The organism is Leptospira perdikensis (assembly GCF_004769575.1).
GTDB classification, from domain to species: Bacteria; Spirochaetota; Leptospiria; order Leptospirales; family Leptospiraceae; genus Leptospira_A; species Leptospira_A perdikensis.
In genome coordinates, this window is sequence record NZ_RQGA01000003.1 from 806,396 (window position 1) to 828,963 (window position 22,568).

Annotated in this window: 20 protein-coding genes; 9 read left to right on the forward strand and 11 right to left on the reverse strand. The window is 39.6% G+C overall.

Going from position 1 to position 22,568, the window contains the following annotated elements:
- Positions 1–7: 7 nt before the first annotated feature.
- Complete coding sequence (locus tag EHQ49_RS05130; protein WP_135576984.1) at positions 8–928, forward strand: DNA-processing protein DprA; 921 nt, start codon at positions 8–10, stop codon at positions 926–928.
- Here EHQ49_RS05130 and EHQ49_RS05135 read toward each other — a convergent pair.
- Positions 918–1,952, reverse strand: a complete 1,035-nt coding sequence (locus tag EHQ49_RS05135; protein ID WP_135576986.1) for a calcium/sodium antiporter — start codon at positions 1,950–1,952, stop codon at positions 918–920. The two genes, EHQ49_RS05130 and EHQ49_RS05135, sit on opposite strands and share 11 nt — an antisense overlap.
- Here EHQ49_RS05135 and EHQ49_RS05140 point away from each other — a divergent pair.
- Positions 1,951–2,592 carry a hypothetical protein gene (locus EHQ49_RS05140; RefSeq protein WP_135576988.1) on the forward strand — a complete coding sequence of 214 codons (642 nt, stop codon included), beginning with the start codon at positions 1,951–1,953 and terminating at the stop codon, positions 2,590–2,592. The genes EHQ49_RS05135 and EHQ49_RS05140 overlap by 2 nt on opposite strands.
- Before the next feature lie 126 nt (positions 2,593–2,718).
- On the opposite strand, the gene EHQ49_RS05145 is transcribed toward EHQ49_RS05140, so the two are convergent.
- Genes EHQ49_RS05145 through EHQ49_RS05155 form a run of 3 tightly spaced genes read right to left on the reverse strand, consistent with a single transcriptional unit; the run spans position 2,719 to position 8,625 of the window.
- Entirely contained in the window at positions 2,719–4,983 is a 2,265-nt protein-coding gene (locus tag EHQ49_RS05145) for an arginine/lysine/ornithine decarboxylase (RefSeq protein WP_135576990.1), read from the reverse strand.
- Between the two features lie 49 nt (positions 4,984–5,032).
- Complete coding sequence (locus EHQ49_RS05150; protein ID WP_135576992.1) at positions 5,033–7,354, reverse strand: hypothetical protein; 2,322 nt, start codon at positions 7,352–7,354, stop codon at positions 5,033–5,035.
- On the reverse strand, positions 7,351–8,625 hold the full coding sequence (locus tag EHQ49_RS05155; protein ID WP_135576994.1) for a valine--pyruvate transaminase: 1,275 nt from the start codon (positions 8,623–8,625) through the stop codon (positions 7,351–7,353). The genes EHQ49_RS05150 and EHQ49_RS05155 overlap by 4 nt, the downstream gene beginning before the upstream one ends.
- A 133-nt stretch (positions 8,626–8,758) precedes the next feature.
- On the opposite strand from EHQ49_RS05155, the gene EHQ49_RS05160 reads away from it, so the two are divergent.
- On the forward strand, positions 8,759–9,853 hold the full coding sequence (locus EHQ49_RS05160; RefSeq protein WP_135576996.1) for a DegT/DnrJ/EryC1/StrS family aminotransferase: 1,095 nt from the start codon (positions 8,759–8,761) through the stop codon (positions 9,851–9,853).
- Positions 9,854–9,961: 108 nt separating this feature from the next.
- Complete coding sequence (locus EHQ49_RS05165) at positions 9,962–11,005, forward strand: hypothetical protein (RefSeq protein ID WP_135576998.1); 1,044 nt, start codon at positions 9,962–9,964, stop codon at positions 11,003–11,005.
- A 22-nt stretch (positions 11,006–11,027) separates the two neighbouring features.
- Here EHQ49_RS05165 and EHQ49_RS05170 read toward each other — a convergent pair whose 3' ends face one another.
- Positions 11,028–11,816, reverse strand: a complete 789-nt coding sequence (locus EHQ49_RS05170; protein WP_135577000.1) for an NADase-type glycan-binding domain-containing protein — start codon at positions 11,814–11,816, stop codon at positions 11,028–11,030.
- Positions 11,817–11,866: 50 nt separating this feature from the next.
- Between EHQ49_RS05170 and cutA the strand changes: the two genes are divergently transcribed.
- Positions 11,867–12,190, forward strand: coding sequence for a divalent-cation tolerance protein CutA (cutA, locus tag EHQ49_RS05175; protein ID WP_135577002.1), 324 nt, complete (start codon positions 11,867–11,869; stop codon positions 12,188–12,190).
- On the opposite strand, the gene EHQ49_RS05180 is transcribed toward cutA, so the two are convergent.
- Positions 12,160–12,897 (reverse strand): glutathione S-transferase N-terminal domain-containing protein, encoded by a 738-nt coding sequence (locus tag EHQ49_RS05180; protein ID WP_135577004.1) that lies wholly within the window; start codon positions 12,895–12,897, stop codon positions 12,160–12,162. The genes cutA and EHQ49_RS05180 overlap by 31 nt on opposite strands.
- A gap of 102 nt (positions 12,898–12,999) precedes the next feature.
- Here EHQ49_RS05180 and EHQ49_RS05185 point away from each other — a divergent pair, with 102 nt between their 5' ends.
- The 3 genes from EHQ49_RS05185 (at position 13,000) to EHQ49_RS05195 (ending at position 15,939) form a co-directional block, all read left to right on the forward strand.
- Positions 13,000–14,205 carry a M23 family metallopeptidase gene (locus EHQ49_RS05185; RefSeq protein ID WP_135577006.1) on the forward strand — a complete coding sequence of 402 codons (1,206 nt, stop codon included), beginning with the start codon at positions 13,000–13,002 and terminating at the stop codon, positions 14,203–14,205.
- Positions 14,202–15,404, forward strand: coding sequence for a M23 family metallopeptidase (locus tag EHQ49_RS05190; RefSeq protein ID WP_244241352.1), 1,203 nt, complete (start codon positions 14,202–14,204; stop codon positions 15,402–15,404). The genes EHQ49_RS05185 and EHQ49_RS05190 overlap by 4 nt, the downstream gene beginning before the upstream one ends.
- Positions 15,405–15,558: 154 nt before the next feature.
- Positions 15,559–15,939, forward strand: coding sequence for a DUF2237 family protein (locus tag EHQ49_RS05195; protein WP_135577008.1), 381 nt, complete (start codon positions 15,559–15,561; stop codon positions 15,937–15,939).
- Here the strand turns inward: EHQ49_RS05195 and EHQ49_RS05200 are convergent.
- A complete protein-coding gene (locus EHQ49_RS05200; protein WP_135577010.1) occupies positions 15,936–17,189 on the reverse strand; it encodes a phospholipase C/P1 nuclease family protein in 1,254 nt (417 codons plus the stop codon). The genes EHQ49_RS05195 and EHQ49_RS05200 overlap by 4 nt on opposite strands.
- A gap of 5 nt (positions 17,190–17,194) precedes the next feature.
- Positions 17,195–18,085: an SH3 domain-containing protein gene (locus tag EHQ49_RS05205; RefSeq protein WP_244241354.1), complete on the reverse strand. Its 891-nt coding sequence runs from the start codon at positions 18,083–18,085 to the stop codon at positions 17,195–17,197.
- A 72-nt stretch (positions 18,086–18,157) separates the two neighbouring features.
- Between EHQ49_RS05205 and EHQ49_RS05210 the strand changes: the two genes are divergently transcribed.
- Positions 18,158–19,024, forward strand: a complete 867-nt coding sequence (locus EHQ49_RS05210; RefSeq protein ID WP_135577011.1) for a hypothetical protein — start codon at positions 18,158–18,160, stop codon at positions 19,022–19,024.
- Between the two features lie 122 nt (positions 19,025–19,146).
- On the opposite strand, the gene EHQ49_RS05215 is transcribed toward EHQ49_RS05210, so the two are convergent.
- From EHQ49_RS05215 to ilvC, 3 genes are all read right to left on the reverse strand, one after another.
- Positions 19,147–19,800, reverse strand: coding sequence for an HD domain-containing protein (locus EHQ49_RS05215; protein ID WP_135577013.1), 654 nt, complete (start codon positions 19,798–19,800; stop codon positions 19,147–19,149).
- 313 nt (positions 19,801–20,113) lie between these two features.
- Complete coding sequence (locus EHQ49_RS05220) at positions 20,114–21,433, reverse strand: thiolase family protein (RefSeq protein WP_135577015.1); 1,320 nt, start codon at positions 21,431–21,433, stop codon at positions 20,114–20,116.
- A 51-nt stretch (positions 21,434–21,484) separates the two neighbouring features.
- Positions 21,485–22,486 (reverse strand): ketol-acid reductoisomerase, encoded by a 1,002-nt coding sequence (ilvC, locus tag EHQ49_RS05225; RefSeq protein ID WP_015682044.1) that lies wholly within the window; start codon positions 22,484–22,486, stop codon positions 21,485–21,487.
- Positions 22,487–22,568: the final 82 nt, after the last annotated feature.

Sequence of the window (22,568 nt, forward strand, 5' to 3'; positions counted from 1 at the left end):
TTAAAATGTGGTCGTTTCGATTTTAGGTCATCCCCGGATTTCCTCTTTTCTTCGAAAAACAAGGGTTTGGTGTAAGTATTCTCACTTTTCTGAACTCTATCAGGTTTTACCCAGTTATTTCGAAGAAGAGTTTTGGAATCAATGTTTGGATGAGTGTAAACAATGGGAAAAAAAACGGAATCCCCTTTGGAGACTTTTACATTTTTACGACCAAAATTATCCAAAGAATTTAAAAGAAATTTATGATCCACCTCTTGTGATTGCTTGTTTGGGGAATTTTCAGTTATTACAATCTCCTATGGTTGCCATAGTCGGAACAAGAAAATCATCGCCGGTTTCGTTACTTGCTACAAAAGAATTGGTTCGTTTCGTGTCATTAAACAAAGGTTTGGCGGTAGTATCCGGTATGGCCCTCGGGGTTGATCGCCAAGCTTTCCTTTCTGCTTTGGACTTGGGGGTACCTGTCGTAGGTGTTCTTGGGACCACTCTTGGGATGGAATACCCTCCGGGAAACAGAGATTTATACAAAAGGATCAAAGAAGATTCAAAACAACTCCTGCTTACTGAATTTTTATTAAAAACGGAACCTGCCAAATGGACTTTTCCGAAACGCAATCGTGTCATCTCTGGTCTTTCTGAAAGAGTTTACATTATGGAATCGGGTCGAAAGTCAGGAACCATTTCCACGGCTTACAGTGCTATGGAACAAAATCGGGAAATTTATGTTTTTGATCATCCCAAACAATTTGATAACGAGGGAGGGAAGTTATTATTACGACAAGGGGCTCAAAGAATATTTGGTGAAACTAGGATAGTGAAAGAAGAAGTGAATTCAAATGAGATGAGTTATGAAGAATGGAAAACAAAACAAACCATCTCTTCCGGAATTGAAAGAGATGGTGAATGGGATATAAATTTTACCCTTTGAAAACAAATCCAGCTATAGTTGCGAGGACATAAATAAAAAGTAAAAATACACCAAACGGTCGTTTAATCTTATCTTTGGAAAAAACGATTCCTAAACGGAATAAGATTAGGACAATGAGCATTGACGGGAAGTAAAAGGTAAAAAAACTAACTGGTGCTTCCAATCCATTTCTTGTAACTGCGGCTGCTGCGCCAGATACAAAAAGAACATTCAAAATATCGGCTCCAATGATGTTTCCCACTGCGAGTTCCGAGTGTCCTCTTCTGGATGCTTGGATGGCGGTCACCAGTTCTGGAAGCGAAGTTCCAAAGGCAACAAGTGTGGCACCGATAATGGATTCAGGGATAGAGAGTCTAACGGCTGTTTCTTGAACTGAGGGAATTAAAACCTTCGAGGAAAGAATGACAAACGCAATTGCCGCAAATAATTTTAAGAATACGATCCAAAAAGGTGATTCATCATATTCCGTTGTTTCGTCAAGTCCGGCCTCTACCTCACCTGGTTTGGATCTAGACCAACGAATGCTTAAATAAATGTAAACTGCGAGTAGTAATAAAAATACAAATCCTGTGCCCTGATCAATTCTTCCACCAGTGGAGAACGCTGATGTTAAGTTACTCCAAGGAAGTGCGGCAAAAACAAGTAAAAATCCGGATAAAACTTGGATCCAACCTTGACGGTTCACGAGTCGTTTGTCAATGTCAGGTGGAGAAATGAGAATTGCAATTCCCAAAATTAGGCCTGTATCACAGATAATAGAACCAACTGCGTTTCCGAGGGCAATTCCCGGATTCCCTTCCAATGCGGAAAGTACGGATACGGAAACTTCAGGAAGGGTTGTTCCTAAACTCACAATGGTAGCCCCAATGATCATTTTGGGCACTCCCCAACGAGCGGAAAGAGATACTGCCTCGTCTACAAGTACGTCAGCGGCTTTGCCCAAAACAAGGATGGAGCCAATGATCACGAGTAAAAGAACTGGCAAGGGAAGGGTTTGAAAAGTTGCAGTAAGAAATGCATCCATGGATAAAGGTCAGAATATGGATAACTTCATCCGACTGCGACTCTTTCTTTGGGTAGGGACCCTCGGATTTTTTTCTCCGGTACTCGGAGAACCACGATTGCCAAAAGAACCAAATCTTCCTTCCATTCCCATAGAAGAGACTAAAGAACCTAGGAATGCTCGCGGAGACAAAGAGTCTTCGGAACCTAAGGTAATCAATTTAACACTCTGTGATGGACGAACGGTTCGTGGTGAATCATCTAGCGGCAGTCAGTCGATGGCTTTTGAACATTCCAAAGATGGGATTCTTTATAAAAAAAAGCTAAACGTAAATGAACTGGATTCATTGCGGATTGACTCTTGGGAACTGAAACAAAAACGGGAAGAGAAAAAAGGGGTCACCTTTGAGGTGGTTCCTAAAAAAATTCGAATCCGCACTCGAAATGGAGAGGTGTTTTATAAGGAAACAGGTGTTTCCGACTTAAAACTACTCAACATCGAAATCAAAAATAACAATGGAGAAACCACTCTCTTTTCCTATTGGGTGGATTTAAAATACCCTGATGGTAAATGGTATTCCGGTCTTCCTTCCCTCAAAAATGAGCAAGCAACCAGAGAGGATTGTTTGAAAGATGTTGTAAGAATGATTGAATGGGAATGATTTTTATAAAATCTAAAAAACCGAGAGTAGAAACGTAAAAATACGAATTCCACTCATTTGATTTTGTTTGCACTAAACCGGCATTCCAGGTTCAGTTTCTTTGACCTGGAATTGGATTCTAGTTTTTTATTCCGATACACAATCGACAAAGTAAGTGGCATGTCCTGATTCTGATTTTTCTTCCACAAGGCCGTGGATGTCTGTTTCGAAACCCGGAAACTTTGCATTAAACTCACGTGCAAACTGTAAGTAACGAATGATGGTCATGTTGAACTTCTCACCTGGGATGAGGAGAGGGATTCCTGGAGGATAAGGTGTTAACAACACTGAAGTAATCCTTCCTTCCAGCTCATCAATAGGAACTCTTTCAATATCACGGTGTGCCATTTTTGAAAATGCTTCCGAAGGTTTCATTGCAGGGATCATCGGACTAAGATACATTTCCGTTGTTAGGTGAGAGATATTATTTGCTCGATACACTTCGTGCATGGATTGGCATAAATCTCGTAATCCAATGCGATCATACTTCGGATAGGTAGCAGTGAACTTTGGCATCACACGCCAGAGAGGTTGGTTTGAATCGTAATCATCTTTGAATTGTTGTAATTCAGTTACCATCGTATTCCATCGGCCTTTGGTAATCCCAATGGTAAACATGATAAAGAAACTATAAAGTCCTGTTTTTTCTACGATGATCCCGTGTTCCGCTAAATACTTGGTAAGAATGAGAGCAGGAATTCCCCAGTCTGCAAATTCTCCTTCCACACTCATACCTGGAGTGATGACGGTTGCTTTGATCGGATCCAACATATTAAATCCTTCTGCAATGTCACCAAACCCGTGCCAACGGTCATTGGCTTTGAGAATCCATTCGTCCCTCTCGCCAGCTCCTTCTTCGATGAGGGCTTCCGGGCCCCAAACACTAAACCACCAATCTTCTTCGAGTTCCAAATCCACTTTTCGCATGGCACGTCGGAAATCGAGAGCTTCCTCAATGGACTCTTCCACAAGGGCATTCCCACCAGGAGATTCCATCATCGCTGCAGCCACATCACAAGAAGCGATGATGGCATACTGAGGACTCGTACTTGTGTGCATTAAAAATGCTTCGTTAAATAAGTTTCTATCTAAGGTTTCTTTTTCACTGTTTTGCACAAGGATCTGGCTTGCTTGGGAGAGACCGGCAAGAAGTTTGTGAGTGGACTGAGTAGCAAAGATCATACTTTCTTTGGGACGAGGTCTATCCGATCCAATAGCATGCATCCCTGTATAGAATCTATGAAAAGATGCGTGTGGGAGCCAAGCTTCATCAAAATGAAGAGTCGAAATTTTACCATCTAACTCTGACTTGATGTCTTCCACATTGTAGAGGATTCCATCATAGGTGCTTTGTGTGATAGTGAGTATTCTTGGATTTCCTTTTACGTGTTTTGCAAACGGGTGTTCTGCGATCTTTTTCTGGATATTTTCCCATTTGAATTCCGATTTAGGGATAGGACCAATGATTCCAAAATGATTTCTCGTAGGCATTAAGAATACAGGAATGGCCCCTGTCATAGTGATCGCATGTAAAATACTTTTATGACAGTTGCGATCGACGATGACAACATCACCTGGTGCTACTGTACTATGCCAAACAATTTTATTAGAAGTAGATGTTCCGTTCGTTACAAAATACAAACTATCACATTGAAAAATCCGAGCTGCGTTTCTTTCACTCGCAGAAATGGGACCAGTATGGTCTAAAAGTTGCCCCAGTTCATCTACCGCATTACAAACGTCAGCACGAAGCATGTTCTCACCAAAAAATTGGTGAAACATTTGTCCTACAGGACTTTTTAAAAAAGCAACACCACCCGAGTGTCCTGGGCAGTGCCAACTGTAACTTCCATCATGTGCATATTGAGTTAAGGCACGAAAAAAAGGAGGAGGTAAACTATCTAAGTAAGATTTGACTTCTCTGTGAATGGCACGAGCCATAAACTCAGGAGTGTCTTCAAACATATGAATGAAGCCATGAAGTTCTTTTAAAATACTATTGGGGATGTGGCGACTTGTTCTTGTTTCGCCATAAAGAAACAGCGGTATGTCAGCGTTTCTATGTCTGACTTGCGTAACAAAATCTTTCAATTGGCGGAGAGCATCGGGAACTTCACCTTCTGTTTCGGGAGTGAACTCTTCATCGTCGATGGAGAGAATGAATCCACATGCCCGGCTCTGTTGTTGCACAAAACTTGTTAAATCTCCGTAACTGGTAACTCCCAGTACTTCGATTCCTTCACCTTCTAGTGCTTTTGCAATAGCTCGAATGCCAAGCCCGCTGGCATTTTCGGAACGAAAATCTTCATCAATGATGATGATAGGAAATTGAACGATACCGTTTTGATACATCACACTCCATAGGAGGAGTGACCCGTAGGGAATCAAATAATTTTAGTATCTAAACTCGTTTTTTCGGAAGGTATTTATAATACTCCATCTCTACCGTATTGATGAGGTAGGTGTAGTACTTAACTAATTTTTTATCGAACTTCTTTTTGTTCATTTCCTCTCTGTAGTGGTCAGCAAGTTGGCCACGGAAGAGTGCAGATTTCATATCATTGCGGTTGATGAGGATGGTGTTTGGAAGATCCCGAATGGCTACATCGTCTGGAATGAGAATGGTAGAAACGGATTGCAGAACAGCGTATTCTACGGTAGAAGCCACCTTATCGTCATCCTTTTCTTTTCCGAGAGTCATATTGTTTCGTTTGATATTGTCCAAATTTTCGTAAATACGAGAACGTAAGGATTTGGGATCCAAAACTTTATCTGTGATTTTGTTGAATCGTTTGGGAAACACGAAGTTATCTGCGGCTTTGTAGATATGAGAAAGTTTCTCTTCCTTTTTGTTTGTCTCCGCTTCGTCTTCATACGAAGAAGAGGAGGAACTGGAATGATAAGTAGGTTTGCCCCAATCTCCAATTCCTGAAAATTTACCGGAATTTTTGATATCATCGCGGATTTCTTCGGTGGATTTTTCGCGGAAGTAAATGGCTGCCATAAACCCAAGGACTACGGAAAAAGGCACACCGAAAAAAATAGGCATCGCCGAACGAAGGTAGTATGCACCAGTGATGAAAATTAGCGTACTCACTACAAATGTCAAAATGCCTGGAACGGCATTGAATCTAGAACGGATTTCATTGGAACGTTCCTTTTCCAATTCTTCCACTTCCATGTTTTTTACATCAGCATTCAGTTTTGCAATCAGCTCAGGTTTTAGTTTGTTGTTGAGTTCCGGGTGTTTGGGATTGGAAAGTTTATGGTTGATGATTTTGGCATAACCCAATTGTTTTTTGTATTCGGGATTGGTTCTTCCCTCAAACGCTAGTTTGTGGATGACTGCTGCCATATAACCATGATCCACTACATAATAAACTGATCTTCCATCAGGAAGTTTTTCTTCGTAATAGGAATGGTCTGAAAAAACATCGTCTTTCAAACGTTTGATGTATTCGTTGGTTTTTTCTTCCGAAGTGATCCCAGCCTTTGCGACTTCTTCTTCAAAATCAATCCGGAGCAGTGTATTGTGATTTTTAGTATGTTCTGGGATTTTACTAATCACTGCATTTTTGACAGTTCCGTAAATACTATCATCCTTACGTGTAAGGACTGATCCTTTTTCCTCGGAAAGTCTTTTTAGAATTTTTACACTTAGCTCAATGGTTTCTTTGATCGATAGAGCTCTATTCCCTTTTTCAGTTGGATAAGGGAAGTTTTCAATGATGGATAAAAACTTTTTTACTTCTTCTTCAGGATTCATTTTGGATTCTAAAGAAGGAAACTTCGGCGTAGATATATAATCGCTAAAGGAAGCTAAGAAGGACTCATATTTTGCATCTTTAGCAAGTTTCGTGAGTTGGTCTTTTGTAAAATGTTCCAACCCATTCATATGAGCCAGAATTTGATTCACAACTTCAGGCAAACGTTTGAAACTTCCGTCAGGTAAGATATTCAATTCATCAATGACAATATGGTAGTCAGTGAGCACAGAAAGGGCTAAGTTTTGTTCTCTTGCAAAATCGGTGAAGTCTTGGAGAAAGTCAGGCATAGGGATATAAGGTAAATTTCCAAATCCCTTTCTTACTAGCGAAGATATCTCTGCCTCTAAAGACCCAAGTTTAGGATACAACCAAGTGTTTCCCTCTTTGTTTTTTTGTAACAGTAAAGATCCTGGATTGTCTTCGTCCCAGTTCCTTCCTTTTTTTGCTCGGTTTTCAAGGAGCACTTTGATTAGGTCTTGTGAAAATCGAAAACAGGCTTGTCTGTATGGTTGGGTGTCCGTTTTATTTTCGTTCTGCGGTGCAATCAGCGCAATTTTGGAAGAGATTTTACTCCCCGTCCGAATGAGGTAAGGGTAAGCGTAAGCCGCTCTATTTTGGCCGCGATGATCAATGTCTAAAATTTGGCGGAGTGCGTGGTGGATGGAATTTTCTGACCGGCCTTGAGCCCCTAGGTTTGTGTACTTACCTAGTGCTTCCGGAAGTTTGTCCACAGTCATTAGGTAAGATGCGTGTTTTTCTTTACTGCCGTGTTTTTCTACACGTTTGTGCCAGTCTTTGAGTTCATCTAAGATACAACGTGCCGTGGGTGTTAGGCTCCCTACTGAATCAGACAAAAATATATAGGACTGAGCAGAGGGTCTATCGGATGAACTTTCCTCTTTGGATGAGGGGTTCTCTACGACTGTGTCTGATAGATCGATGCTGTCTTCGCTCATTTGGATTTCATCTGGTGAGTGGCCACAATCTCAGCTAAGATATGGGCTCCCCTGGCTAATTCTTCTTCCTTACGGCAATATGTCAAACGTATGCAATCTTGAGTGTGGGAAAAATCAGAGTTTAGTCCCGGAAAGAAATAATGTCCTGAAACTATGAAGAGCCGTTTATCTTTACAAAGGTGATAGAGTTTGTGGTTAGAGATAGAAAGATTCGGAAAACGAATCCAAAGAAAAAATCCACCCATAGGATCGTGAATTTCGTATTCGACACCTAGTTTTTGGAATGTTGATTCAAAGATAGAAATCGCTAACTCCCTTTTTTTGTCATAAAACGGACGTAATACGTTTTTTGAAAGGAGTGGAAGAATGTCCTTACGAAAGAGAATCTCCATCATATACACACCAAGGTTTCCCACAGCTAAATTTCCCACAGCAGCGTATGATGAAAGAGTTTGGATTGTTTCCGGATTTGATACGATGATTCCCAATCGAACGCCCGGCAAACCAATTTTGGAAAAACTAAAAGATAAAGTTCTACCATCCCGATAAGTAACTGGTTCCTCCTCACCAATTAAATTGGGAAAAGGATTCCCATAGGCCAAATCAATGAGAAGGGGAAGCGATCTTTTTTTCGTTTTTGATTCGATCCAATCTAGGTCGGTTAAAGATAAAACATTTCCCGTAGGATTTGTGGGTCTGGAAAGAGCAACACAACCAACCTCGGAAAGATCAAAGTCATTTTTGTTTAACCCATAGCGAAATCTGTGATTTCCTGTAGGAATCACTTCCGGTTTGGTTGCGATAAAAGCATCTGCCTCGATCGACTGGTCCGCATAACCGATGTATTCTGGAACAATTGGTAGAAGGATTTTTTTAAAACTTCCATCTGTCATTTTGCCTGAATGAATGTTGAGTAAATACGAATAGGCATTCTGACTCCCATTCAAAAAAGCAATATTGTCTTTTGTAAGACTCGCATCCAAATGTGATGATAAATATTCTGCGGCGAGGGAACGAAAACGATCGTTGCCTATAGGAGCCTGGTAGTCTCCGAGAAGGGCATTGAGTAAGGGGTCTTTGGCCAGAGTGAGAAAACATTCAGCAAAGATTTCTTCGGCTTCTGGGATATGGGCTGGATTTCCGCCACCTAATAGGATTTCATCAGGGTGGCCCGTGACTTGGCCGAGATCTTCCATCAGGGAGCGAATGCCTTGGTTTTGACGGAGTCGAGTGGCCCAAAGGGAAGCGAGAGAATCCTTCATGGGGGCCATATTCACGAAACTTTCTCCTTCCAGAACCCTTTTTCCAAAGGAATCCCAAAATTATGTTCGCATTTCGAAAAATGAAGTGACATAATTCAGAAACGAGGTATTTAAGTGACATAATATAGAGGAGTGCTGTTGGATGAGCACCGAAACAATACAAAGACCCGTTCGAAAAGAAAAAGATATCGAATTTTTTAAACCCACTCTTTCCCGAGAAGACCTAAAAGGTGTTTTGGAATGCCTCGTGGATGAACATCTCTCTACTGGTGAAATTGTAGAAAGATTTGAAAAAACGTTCTGCCATACTTTCAAAATCAAACATGCTATCTCTTCTAATTCCCTGACATCGGCATATCACTTAGCATTACTTGCGTTAGGTGTGAAAGCGGGAGACTCCGTTTTACTTTCTAGTTATGCTCCGATTTCTGCATTGGATGCCATTTTTCTTTTGCAAGCAAAACCAGTGCTTGTTGATTTGAAACGAAATTCCTTTCATCCATGCCCAGAAGAATTCCTTCGTAAAAAAAATGAATCGGGCGCTCGTTTTGCGCTTTTTGATCATAGTTTCGGATCACTCATTCGTTTGAGTGATTATTCCATTGAGGGATTGGAAGTATTGGAAGATTTTACCGAAGCGATTGGTGCGACTTCCGAAACCATCACTGTGGGAAAACAATCCAAAATTGCCATTTGTGGACTCAGCGCTGAGAACATCATCACCACAGGGAACGGAGCGATGATCATCACTTCCGAAGTTTCTCTTTCTACTGCGGTGAAATCATATAAATCTGGTTCTTCCGCCAAACGTAATATTGGTGAACCAAAGTATGATTACAATTTAGTGGATTACCAAGCGGCTCTTGGAATTGAACAACTTTCAAAACTCGGTGTTATCTTAGAACGAAAGAAAAAAATTGCGTCTGCTTACTTACAAGCGGTGCAAAATTCTAGATTGGAAACCTACTTCCAAAACCCAAATGAAGATACTTTCCAAAGATTTCCTATTGTTGTCTCTGGAAAAAACTACGAAGAGATCCAAAGGTATTTTAAATCCATCCATATTGGAACACAAAGGACAGTAGATGAACCCCTTCATCGTGTAATGGAAGAAAACCATTTGGAATTCCCCAATGCAGAGCGCCTTTTCCAAAGAGGACATTGTATTCCTATTTATCCTAACCTAACAAAAGATAACGTACAAAGGATTGCGACAGCCATCCGACGAATCTATTGATTGGCCCCATCGCTTTATTATCTAGACTCATTATTTGAGTATAGATTGTATCCAACTCCTCTAAATTTGGATTCCTCCCTCAAAAGGAGGAATCGTTGTTTGGAGAAAATGTTTTTTCCCATTTCAAGATCTGAAGACTTTGTTTTAGTCGAAGAACTACCTAGCGACGAAATTTATACTCACTGGAAAGAATCTGGGCTTAGTCCCGGAACACCCATCCAAGAAGGGGATTTGCTTGGTGAAGTTACACTTGTGGAATGGGGATCTCGGAATGAATGGTATGAGGGCAAACTTCAGGAAGATCCCATTCGTGTGGAAACCTCTCGTTATCTCAATTCCAAAATCACACAATTGGATTTTCGAAAACACCATTCCCCTTTACCGGCAAAAGTTATATCTTCCGAAGAACATTTGTTTGCTGAACTAGAAGAGGCAAAACTGCCGATTGTACTCAAAAGTGAATTCGGCCTTGCTGGTAGAAATCATATTATCTTCAAATCAGCATCTGATTCTTGGAAGATGTCACAGGTAAATAAGAGACTTTTTGGTTTTCCCATCCTTGCTGAGTTTTGGGTAGGGGATGAAAGGTTTTTTGATTTTTCTACCCTTTGGGATGTTCGGGATGGAGAATTTTTTTACCTCACCGCCACAGCCATGCTCATTGATAAGGAAGGAGTGTTTCGGGGCATTCGTATTGGGGGATCGGAGCTTCCTCATTCGGCTCATTTTTTACCTCCAGTGATGGATCTGGTTCACGATGTCAAAGGACTAATACCGAAAGAATATTCGGGGCCTTGTGCAATTGATGGATTTTTGTATCGCGAAGAAGGAAAGATTCAAATCCAACCAGTGTCAGAATTTAATTTTCGTTATTCGATAGGACGGATTCTCTGGGAAATTCGAAAAAAACGTAATCCAAAACCAGAAGTGGTCACGGGGATTTTGATTTTGCCTTACCCGAAACAAGGTTCTTTGGATGAGTGGGCTACCATTCGAAGGTTGGAAAAAGAATTAGGGATTCAGTTGGTTCTTTTAACGCCCGTTAGAGATGTATCAGGAAAACCATACCAAAATACAGTTTTGTATTTTGAAACCACGGAGGATAAAGAACCTTCCGTGGTGGAATCCATTTGGCAATCCTGGATGGACTGATTTACAAAATTAAATTCGTGGATTAAACTCCGTCTCTGTTAGAAATGAATTCGTGTTTTCCATTGATTTCAAGGATCGGGTCTGAAGGATTTCCTCGGCGTTTGATTTCCAAAATATCTGTGTTTGTGAGTGGTAGAGTCGCCTCTAAACTCACGATGACTTTTTCCCCTTTCTCCGTCCAAGTACATAACATCTTGGCTGTTTCGTATCCCATCTCACAAGTTCCATCATTATGAAGTTGGATTCTTGCTATATTGGATTTTGTTTTCCACTTTCCAATGGCCCAAGTATTTTTGGGAGGGATGAGGGCAGACCCTGCTTGTTCTGAATTGAATACCACTTCCGCGATTGCCGTATTTTCGGAACTGGTTCCATTATACACTTCTTGAATGGTGAGTGAAATTTCTTTGGTTCGAAGTTCTGATTTGAATTCGATCATTTGCAGAGACAAACTATCTTTTAGAGTTACAATTTCCTCATTTCCTTCTTCTGTAGAAATTTTTAGTTTTTTGATTCTATTGTTTGCCGCCCAAAGTTTCGGATCACCAAACCCATTGTAGATGGAAAAGGAACGAAAACTGATTGGTGATTTGTATTTGATTTTTAAGGATTCACCAATGCCTTCACCCTCAGCTCCTTCGACCCAGCTGGTTTTGAGTTTCCTATCCATGGCAAAGAAGGGAGTGTATCGTTTTGAATTTGGTTGCAGTTGACTTGTGGATGTGATTATCGGAGGATTGAGTGATTCTGCAAAGATTGGCAGACAGATGGCGACTATGAGTATATAGGTCTTTGAATTGGGAAAGGTCATACACAAAGTCATAAGTAACTAAATTTTAGAGCAAGTAGGAAATAAATTTAATGAATGAGTTATGGGAATACAATACAGTCTATTCTACTTTTTCCTCGGAGGACGAGGCTAAAAAAATTGCAAAACAAGTCGTAATCGAGCGACTGGCTGGCTGCGCGAATATCATTAAAGGAATGGATTCTGTTTATATTTGGAACGGTGAAATGGAAGAATCTTCTGAAATCGTATGTCTGTTTAAAACCACGAAGGACAAATCAGACCTTTTAATGCAGAGAATCAAAGAATTACATTCTTACGAAATTCCCTGCATTGTCGTTTGGCCCATTGTCTCTGGAAATCCAGATTATTTGGATTGGTTACGGAATTCTTTGTAGAACTCTTTTATTTTATCGAATAATAATTCAATACCTAACTCTTTTCGCCAAGTAAGAAAGGACTCTGGCATTTGAACTGATGTAAACCAAGGATAGGCAGGTGATTCTTTTGGTTCAGCAAGCATACCCATAAGACTTGCTACTGTTAGGTCCACTCTACCAAAAGAATTTCCATTAAAAAACTTTCTATCTTTGTAAATAGAAATTAATTCTTTGTTACCTTCATCTAAAGATTGTTTTACGACTTCTAAGTTTTTCGGTGTGATTTTGTATCTTCTTTTAAGGGAAAGAGCAATCAAATCAAAATGTTCTGGTGGCGCTATCGTATCAGATAACGAAGCCGGTTTTAGTAAAAACAACTTACCTACAATTTCTGGATATTCCAGAATATGAAAATAAAGCATCGTTTGTAAACTTTTCCCAATTTGAATGTCAATTTTTTCTTCCATTTGTTTTTCTTCTGGAGTTGCTTTATGACCGAATGCTTTTTCTTCGATAATATCTAATATATTTCCAGAACCTTGGATGACACCAGCATCCGTCTCTAAAACAGGCACATACAAATCGTTCACTATTGGTTTTAGGGTTTGGATGTGTTCGCCAGGAACTAAGGGTCTTAGTTCAAAAGGATAGTCTGCAAGTTCCAATCCCCATCTGGCTTTTTCAGAAAAGTGTGAGATTGGGAAAGTGTATAAGGTTGAAGTCATGTGTCGAAGTTTACAGATGAGAAATCATTCGGCAATCAAGTTTTTATTATGGAAAATGGATTGTCTTTTAAGTGTTCTTCACTTTAAGATGATTCCTGTTTTATGAGATTTGGTTTTTTTATCCTATTTCTTGTTTGTCCCATTGGGTTCTTAATGGCCAAGGAACATTCTGAATTCTGCTCCATGGACAGACTCTGTGTCATTTATGTGCAGGACAAAACAGGAGTGGACATTTACTTCCAAAACAAAATTGCTATAGACAAAACGGATACTACGATTTCCGCTAATGCAACTTTTAAGAATATGAAAAGTACCGTAAAACTTCCATTGGTTACTGTTCTAAAAGGTACAAAAAGAAAAAAACTCTTCCGTCTGAACGCACTAAAACCTAACAAACGCTGGGTTTACCAAATTAAATACAAATGGATTCTTGGAAATTTTTCCGCTTCACATGACCCAAAAGTTATCTATGATTTACCTTTTGAAAGGGGACTAAAGGTTCGTATCTACCAAGGATATAAAGGAAGTAAAAGTCACCAGGGTGACAACCGTTATTCGATCGATTTTGGACTGAAAGAAGGAGACTTGATTACGGCCGCAAGAGACGGTCTTGTGATTGATACAGAAGAAAAAAATAACGAGGGTGGATTTGAAATCAAATACATCCATTCCGCTAACTATATAAAAATCCTTCATGATGACGGAACTATAGGCCAGTATGCTCACCTCCGTTATATGGGGGTTCTTGTTAAACGAGGGCAACGAGTGATCGCGGGAACTCCACTCGGTTACGCGGGAAGTACCGGATTTAGTGATGGGCCTCATTTGCATTTCGAAGTGTACAAACCCACTCCTAATTTGCGTAAAAAAACCATTCCTACCTTGTTTCGAACAGAGTCTTCCGATTTGGAAATTGTCTCTGAAGGAGAACTCCATTGGCGGAGGGAAAAAGAAGAACCTTTGGTCAAAACGGTTGCTGACACCGAGGAAATCCAAATTTGCGAATCGATTCAGAATCTGGAGCGGTTGGGATGTAATGTATCATTATTTGTCAAAACATCCCCACTTTATTTTTATATTCCTCTTTTAAAACCAGCTCGTTATAAGATACAAATTTCCGTTCGTAAAAATGGAACCTCCTTACAGAAATTGTATAATTGGGAGACAAATCCTGAATGGTGGGATACCTATTTTGAAGCCCAGTTAGAAGATCCTTCGGAACCACTGGAAGGTGATTGGACTGCGACGGTATCTATCGATGGAGTAATACAAAAAGAAATGCAATTTCAATTAACGAGTGTGAAGTGATTAGGTTTTTATTTATTTTATTGTTTTTTGGCGTTTTGTTTGGTCTGTATGCAGAATCAAATGTTACTGAAGAATGTAATCAAGAGTGGATTTGTTTGGTGCAAACCAAAGATGATGAAGGCATTGAACTTTCCGTACGTAACTACAACCCCCATCCTAAAGTAACCAATTCTGTTTTGCTCAACGTGACTCTTGTTAATTTTAAAACAGATTTAACTTTTCCCCAGTTTGTAGTTGTGAAAGGTCCAACGCCAGTTTTTATTACAAAATTTTTACTCGAAGACAAAACAAAAAATGCCTTTCATTCGTTTTCCTTTCGTGTACGTCCAGGGGATTGGGATAGCGTTCATGATGATTCGGTAAGTTACTTGTTACCATTTGCCCAAGGAATTCGAGCCAAAGTGGTACAAGGTTATAATGGATCGGTCACTCATTTTGGAAATTTTGTTCATGCGATTGATTTCGGAATTCCAGTGGGAACACCCGTACATGCTGCAAGAAAAGGTTACGTGATGGCTACAGAGTCTCGGTATTCTGAAGGTGGGTTTCGGAGGGACTTGTTATCAAAGGCAAATTTTATCATCATTCAACATGATGATGGAACTTTGGGAAATTATGCTCACCTAATGAAAAATGGTGTTGTCGTAAAAGTTGGTGATATGGTGGATGCAGGCCAATTGATCGGATATTCAGGTAATACTGGTTATACGCAGGGCCCTCATCTCCATTTTGAAGTACACAAACCAAATCGTCAGTTAGAAGTTACAACCATTCCAACGGTTTTTAAAACGCAATATTCAGATAGAGATACTTTAAAAGAATATTATATGTATTGGCATCCGAAACAAGGTGTGGATCTCTCAACGGTCGATATTTTCGACGAAGACATTCAGATTTGTAGGTTAAACGCAAAACGAGAAAAAGTGCAATGTGGTGAAACCTCGTTTCAGTTGGGAGAAAACTTCTTAGTGTCACTTGAATTTGTGAAACCAGGAAACCATCGGATAGAGGTCGACATATCCACTGACGGGAAGGGTTTTGAACCTATAAAATTGGATTGGGTGGCTGATAAGAATTTGGCCTTAGAGGCCAGATATGTATCGATTGCCAATAATCCGAAACTGATTGGGCGTTGGAAGGTGCGGGTAAGGGTCAATGGAGAAGAAAAAAAGATTCTTTTTTTCAATGTGAAGGCATAATCGTTTGACAAGTAAATATATGTATAGTAGATTGGCTATGGGCTTTCCAAGACCTTTTGGTCGTTCTACTGGGGGTGCAAACCCCCATCTTTTTTCTTAACCAATTTCATAAACATCTTCCCAGAATCGATTCCTTCCCTAGTTTGATATTCCTATGGAAATGGATGAATCATTGAATGTACTCGGTGGGCCACTCGTACCCTGTTCCACTCATCCTCTGACGGGATTTTTTCGAGATGGATGTTGTAATACATCTGATGAAGATGTTGGCTCTCATACAGTATGTGTTTTGGCAACAGAGGATTTTTTGGAATCTCAGAAACAAAGTGGTAATGACCTCATTACACCTTGGCCACAATATTCTTTCCCTGGTGTCAAACCAGGAGAACGCTGGTGCCTTTGTGCTTCTCGTTGGTTGGAGGCTTACCGTAATGGGGTTCCTCCAAAAGTGTTTTTGGAGTCTACCCACAAACGTGCGTTAGAAATCATTCCTTTGGAATTATTAGAAAGATTTGCCGCAGACGATATTGATTAGTTAGTTTTTAGAGCATTCAAATAAGCCCTTGTGTGTTTGGATGTGTTCTGAAGGAGAGATCCAAGAATCGTATGGATTGGATGGTTGGGTTCATATAAAGTTTCATATTTAGGAATTTCTAAATGTTCTAACTGTTCATCCGCTGGTTCTGCGGCATCGTATGCTTCTTTACAAACGTTGTTACGTAGGAAATCAATTCCTTGCCATTCGATTCGCCCTCTTGAAGAGACGTCTGTGATGGAACTTGCCACGGGATGGTTCCAATTCTTGGTTTCAATCAAGTTTCGAATTAAGTAATACTGATACTCTTCAATTAAGGTGTGTCTTCCTGAAATAAATCGAATCATATCATCTTTTGGCGATTGGTATCCAACAATGGATACAAGTTGTACACCAATTTGTTTTCCGGCACTAACTCTTGGCAATACGGAAGAGTGGTAAGGTTGTGTAAGATCTTGGATATAATGTAGTGCCCAACCAGCAAATCTATATCCCCAATATGGGTGACCAGTTCGGAAAGCTAAGTTAGAAAGCTCTGTAAATTGATGGATACGATATTCGGGATAGGTTCTTTTTAAAAATCCAGCAAGAGCAAAAATAATACCGGGTTCATAATAGAAACCCATATGAAAGGGAGCTTGAGAGGAAAATTCTACTGCTGGATTTCCGAATGGTTGGCTTCCAAATCCATAGATTTTCCCTACTTCACTTCCACTATCTTCAAATAAATATAAATCTAAATCGTAGTCAGGTTCATCCGTTGCTGTAACTAATACTTCATCAGCACCGATCATTTGCCCTTCTTGTAAGGATAAAAAGGTTTCGTTTCCCAATTTTCCTTTATCATTGAGTGTTGTGAGTTGGTTCAAAGAAAGTTTTGTTCCGTTCCGTTTTGGTACTGATTGGATATAGAGAGCCGCTTTATGGTTTGGGTTAACTCGTAGTGCTTTATAAAAACTAACAACAAGTTCCGAATCTTTTGTTGATTTGGAAAATTTTAAACTATCATCTGTAGGCGTTAGGTGTGAAAGTCGTTTTAGTGCCCACTCTTCAGAAATAGATAAACTGTCTTGAATTGAGGTTTTTTCTTTTGTTAAGAAAGATTTTAACGATTCTACTTTGACTTTGGGGGCGCTTTTTCCTTTCCAATGATCCTTTAAAATCAAATAGGTGATTCCTGCATGGTTGTTCCAAGCAAATAGAGGTAAAGTAAAAGTAACAATTACAATTGTTGTGATGAATTGTTTCATAGAGTTTATTGGGTTTCCTTTTTTTGGAAGTGTGTTCCATTCCATTTGTATTCTGATTTATAATATTCGTGTGAATTCGAGTCATCTATATCGAAACTATGTGTTAACTCTTGGATTGTATTCGTTTTTCCTTTCGTAATTTTCCTTTTGATTTTTGTATCTTCAAGTAATGTTTCACCTGGGAATACCAACCATGACTCTGCACATGCTGGTGGATCGCAAGATCCTGGGTTCCAAGAAAATTGAGATACAAGTTTTGAATCAGAGCTGACACTAACCAATTGTTCGTTCGTATAACCGTATTCAATTTCTGAAAAAACTAAGTATGTTAATCCGAATAAAGCCTTAGGGCTTGGTGAAAATTCTGATGATGGATAAATTTTATGATTCCAACTTTCGTTACTTATGGCACCGACTTCCCATTTTGTTTGGGAGAGAAGTTTATCACCTTGGATTAGTTTTAATTCAAGTGAGCGACGTTTGACTCCTAAGTTTCTACATAAAATTGTATTATGTTCTAAGGGGAAGGAGTAGTCTGCAATCAGTCCTCCCCAGATATACCCTATATCCTTCTCTGATTGCACTTGGTACCAATACTCTTTTACTGAATCTTGTTCCATGATTTGGTTCGTTTTTGCGAGAATGGTAACAACTGCTCCCATGGAGAGTTTCTTTTTGACTTTTGCTTTCAGGTTGTCTGATTCCCGTAAATTGACATTGTCACCAAATATACGATAGGTGGATTTTATAGTTTTTTCGTGGATGTAGCCATCCCAATGATTTTCAGAAAAGACCGGAGAAAAAAGTAGAACAAGTAGAATGCAGAGTAAATTTCTGTAACCCGACATAGTGCAAAAAATAAGCAATTGAGTGACAATAGTCGATCTCTTTTCCATAGGAATGGTTTTTTTCTCGGAATGATAGGTCGACAATGATAGTATAGGTTTTTTCATCGTAAAGGATAGAGAATGATACTCGCGCAAGTAATGAAGCTGTATTCAGTGGATCAAATACGTATGTTAGAAGAGAGAATGAATACCTATGAAACTTGGGTATTTATTTTTGTGCTCCTGATTGCCGTACTTGTCCTAATTGCTGTCATGCAAAGGCTGACGATTGCTAAGTTGAAGTCGTTGGAAACATTTAAATCAAAATTGTCCTTAAAAGAGATAACAACTCCATTAAATCAGAAACAATCAACTATGTCTGATGTAGCGATTGCAGATATCCACACGATCACACAAACACCAATTCATTCAGCAATGACTATCCAAGGTAAGGATTTACCTGATCCAGGGATGGTTTTTAAATATGCGGTTCCTTTAAACAAAAACAAAATTATCACTATTGGCCAACGAGAAGGTAATGTTATCACTCGTTCCACAGATGTATTGGACCATCATTTAACAATAGATATAGATACATTGGATGTATCAAACTTAGAAATTTTATCGTATAGTTTGGAATTTCGAAGAGAAGGAAAAGTTTTAATCCAACTTCCTGGATTCAAAGATTTTCGTGAGATGGGTGTAAAAGAAAAAATTTATATTTCAAAGGCCTTAACTTTTGAAGACGAACCTTGTTTTGAAACTTTAGATACAAACCATCCTTTGCGATTTCGTCTTGGCGGTCGAATCGGTGCAGATGGAAAATTTAAAGCCGGGTATTTTGAATTTCATTTATTTTCAAAAGATGTATTTGAAAAAACGAACTCTGGTAACAAACGTATTGAAAAACATTTTTATTTGAAGTTGGTCAAAATTTTTCCTGGATATGATACTGCGGAACAAACCAAAGAGGGGTTAGTTCCGATGCTTGCGCGGTTTGGGGGGTAGGGGTGTGAATCTTTATAACCCGCCCTAAATTGGGTGGGGAACTGAACCCGCCTCCCAATACACACCTCTTACCACAGCTTTACTTATTGTGCAATTCCCTTCACTAAAACCCAAAAATCTTTTTAAATAAGTTCACTTTTTAGTAAATTATGAACTTCTGTCTTTAGATTATGCCGGCTTCGCATTTCGTATTGATCAAAGAAATCATCTGTTTGGAAAAGCCGAACGGTTTCGATAAAATGATGCAAAACCTGAATGCGTCCCTTCCTGTAGTCGTCAGAATAAACAGAATATTCTTTTCTGATATTTTTAGTGTATTCTAAATATTCTTCCTCATCACTCCCTAAGATTGAGAGATCCATGTCCAAAAAATATTTAGTATCTGGGTGATGGGCTTCACCTAATCGATGTGATTTGGTTGTAAGGATATGGAGTAAACAGATTCCTACTCGGTCCTTGGCGATTCCTAATTCAGAAAGTCTTTCTTCTGCAATTTTGGCACTGTCCTCTTCGTTCGTTTTGGATTTTGGGTCGTAAACTAAATCATGATAGTAGAGGGCAAAAAGTACCATTTCTGGATCCTTTAGTTTCATTTTCGTATTATCAAATTCACCTAACATTTGATAAATATGATTTAGATTGTGATAGAAACGGTGTGGTTCTGAATATCTGGTTTCTATTTCCTTCCAGAGGGAATCGTCTAAAACTTGATTGGTATTTGTGAACTTTGAGATTAAGGATTCAAACTTTTGTCTACATTCGTCATGAATCTTCATGATTTAGAACCTCTACAGGAAGGGACGGTTTTGATTGTGAATCTTATATCCCCGCCCTGATTAGGGAGGGGAACTAGACCCGCCACCCAATACGCTCCTCTTACCACACCCTTTTTATTTTCACAATTCCTTTCGCCAATTTTCCCATTTCTTTTTAAAAGAGTTCATCTTTTGGCGAAGTTTGCATCTAAATGGACTGCAATACCCATTTTATTTGTGTGCCGGTGCGTGTATCAAATAAAAAAGCCAAGGTTTCCCTTGGCTTTTCCATCGATCTTTCGAACGAGATTGAAACGAATTTTAAATTCGATCTTTAAGCTCTTTCTACGATCATTGATCCTGCGATCCCACCGTGTGCACAAGCAGTCACTAACACTTTTTTCACGTCTTTGTTTTCATCAAAGTCCATGATTGCGTTGTGAAGGAGTCTCACACCAGTAGCACCAAACGGGTGTCCAATGGAGATAGATCCACCGTTCGGGTTGATTTTTTTCTCATCAAATTTCTTTTCCCAGTCAAGACCAGTTCTAGTTTTGATTTCTTCAAGAGCTGCTACAGCCGTTGCAGCAAATGCTTCGTGGATTTCGATGATGTCGATGTTTTCGATTTTATCACCAGTTTCTCCAAGAAGAGCTACAGTTGCTTCTGCTTGTCCAAGACCCATAAGGTTTGGATCTACACCACGCATGTTAAAACCATTGATATAAGCTTTTGCTGTAAGACCTAATTTTTTAGCCGCATCTTCAGAAGCTACAATGATACCAGCCGCTCCATCAGAACGTGGGCTTGCATTGAAGATAGAAAGAGTAGGGCCATGAGATTTTTTTAAGTATTTGCTGTATTTATCTTTGAACTGGTCAAATTTCATTTGAGGGTTGTCAAAGAGTAACATCGCGCGACCCATACGAGTAGGGTTTTTTACAAGACCTTCACGAAGAAGAACTGCTTCGTCAGCTTGTAACATGTTTCCTTCATCGTCTTTTACTTCCATAATATATGGTTTGTAACGACCTTCTTGAGTTGCATCAAAAGCACGTTTGAAAGACTCGTAAGCTACTTTGTCTTGTGTTTCACGAGCAAGAGAGTAGTTTTGTGCGAGGATTTCTGCAGTTACTTGCATACCGAAAGAAGTTTCACCATCACCAAGTCCGTCTTCTAGTGTATCACGAAGTTCAACACCTTCAGGAAGGTCATTTGGAAGAAGTTTTACAAGAGAATCTAAGCTGTTTGTTTTTTTGTTAAGACGTGCATTTTTAACAACAAATGGCATAGATGTTTGTGACTCTTCACCGATGACGAGAAAAACTTTTCCTTCACCAAGTGAAATACGACGAGTTGCTTCTGCCACTGCTTCCAAACCGGATACACAGTTGTTTGCTACAGTAAGACATGGAATTTCCATTGGAAGTCCCAGTAAGTTTGCAATCACACGTGCAGAGTTAGGTGCATTAGAGAAACCTTCTCCAACGATGACACCGTCAATATCAGTAGGTTTCAAACCACTGCGTTTCATTACTTCTTCACCAACGATTTTTCCGAGGTGGTGACCAGAGTACTGCGAGAGTGCCTTTCCAATTTGAGCAAAAGGAGTTCGTGCAGGTGCTGCGAGTACTATCTTTTGTGTTACTTTCATATAAAATCCCTTCTTCCTTTCTTTAGACTAAAACTTTAGTTACCTTAAAAATTACTTCGCAAGCCACTTCATCATAGAACGTAGTTTTGTTCCTACGGCTTCGATTGGGTGAGCAGCATTTTTTTCTTTGAGTTTTTTGTATTCTGGGTATCCAGCTTTTGTATCTGCCATCCAACGTTTAGCGAACGCTGCACCTTTATCTTTTTGGATATCAGTGAGAACGTCTTTCATACGAGCTTTGACTCCTGCATCAATGATGCGTGGTCCGCTGATATAATCTCCATACTCTGCTGTGTCAGAAATGGAATAACGCATACGTGCGAGTCCACCTTCATAAATTAAGTCAGTGATGAGTTTTACTTCATGTAAACATTCGAAGTAAGCGATTTCTGGATCGTATCCTGCTTCTGTTAATGTTTCAAATCCACTCATAATGAGGTTCGCAACACCACCACAAAGAACTACTTGTTCCCCAAAAAGGTCAGTTTCCGTTTCTTCACGGAAAGATGTTTCTAAAATTCCTGCTCTTCCTCCACCCACTCCACTTGCGTGAGCAAGGGCGCGAGCTTTTGCTTGGCCTGTTGCATCTTGATAAATTGCAATTAGGCATGGAACTCCACCACCTTCAGTGTAAACACGGCGAACCAAATGTCCTGGACCTTTTGGAGCTACCATATAAACGTCTACGTTTTTAGGAGGAGTGATGAGATCATAATGGATGTTAAACCCATGAGAGAAAACAAGTGCTTTTCCTTCAGTAAGGTTTGGTTCAATGTCCGCCTTATACATGTCAGCTTGGATAGTGTCTGGAGCAAGGATTTGGATGATGTCTGCTTTTTTTGCAGCTTCCGCAACACTGAACACTTCAAAGCCAGCTTCTTTGGCTTCTTTTACTGATTTAGATCCATCGCGAAGTCCAATAATGACTTTCAAACCAGAATCTTTCATGTTTTGAGCTTGTGCGTGACCTTGGCTTCCGTAGCCAATCACTGCAATGGTTTTACCTTTAAGGAGATTTAGATCGCAACTGTCGTCGTAATAGATATTTGCCATGGATGGGCACACTTCCTGCGGAAAATTTAACTTATTTCTCCATCATTTTTAACTATAAGGAGGGAAACAAGAACGAATTAGG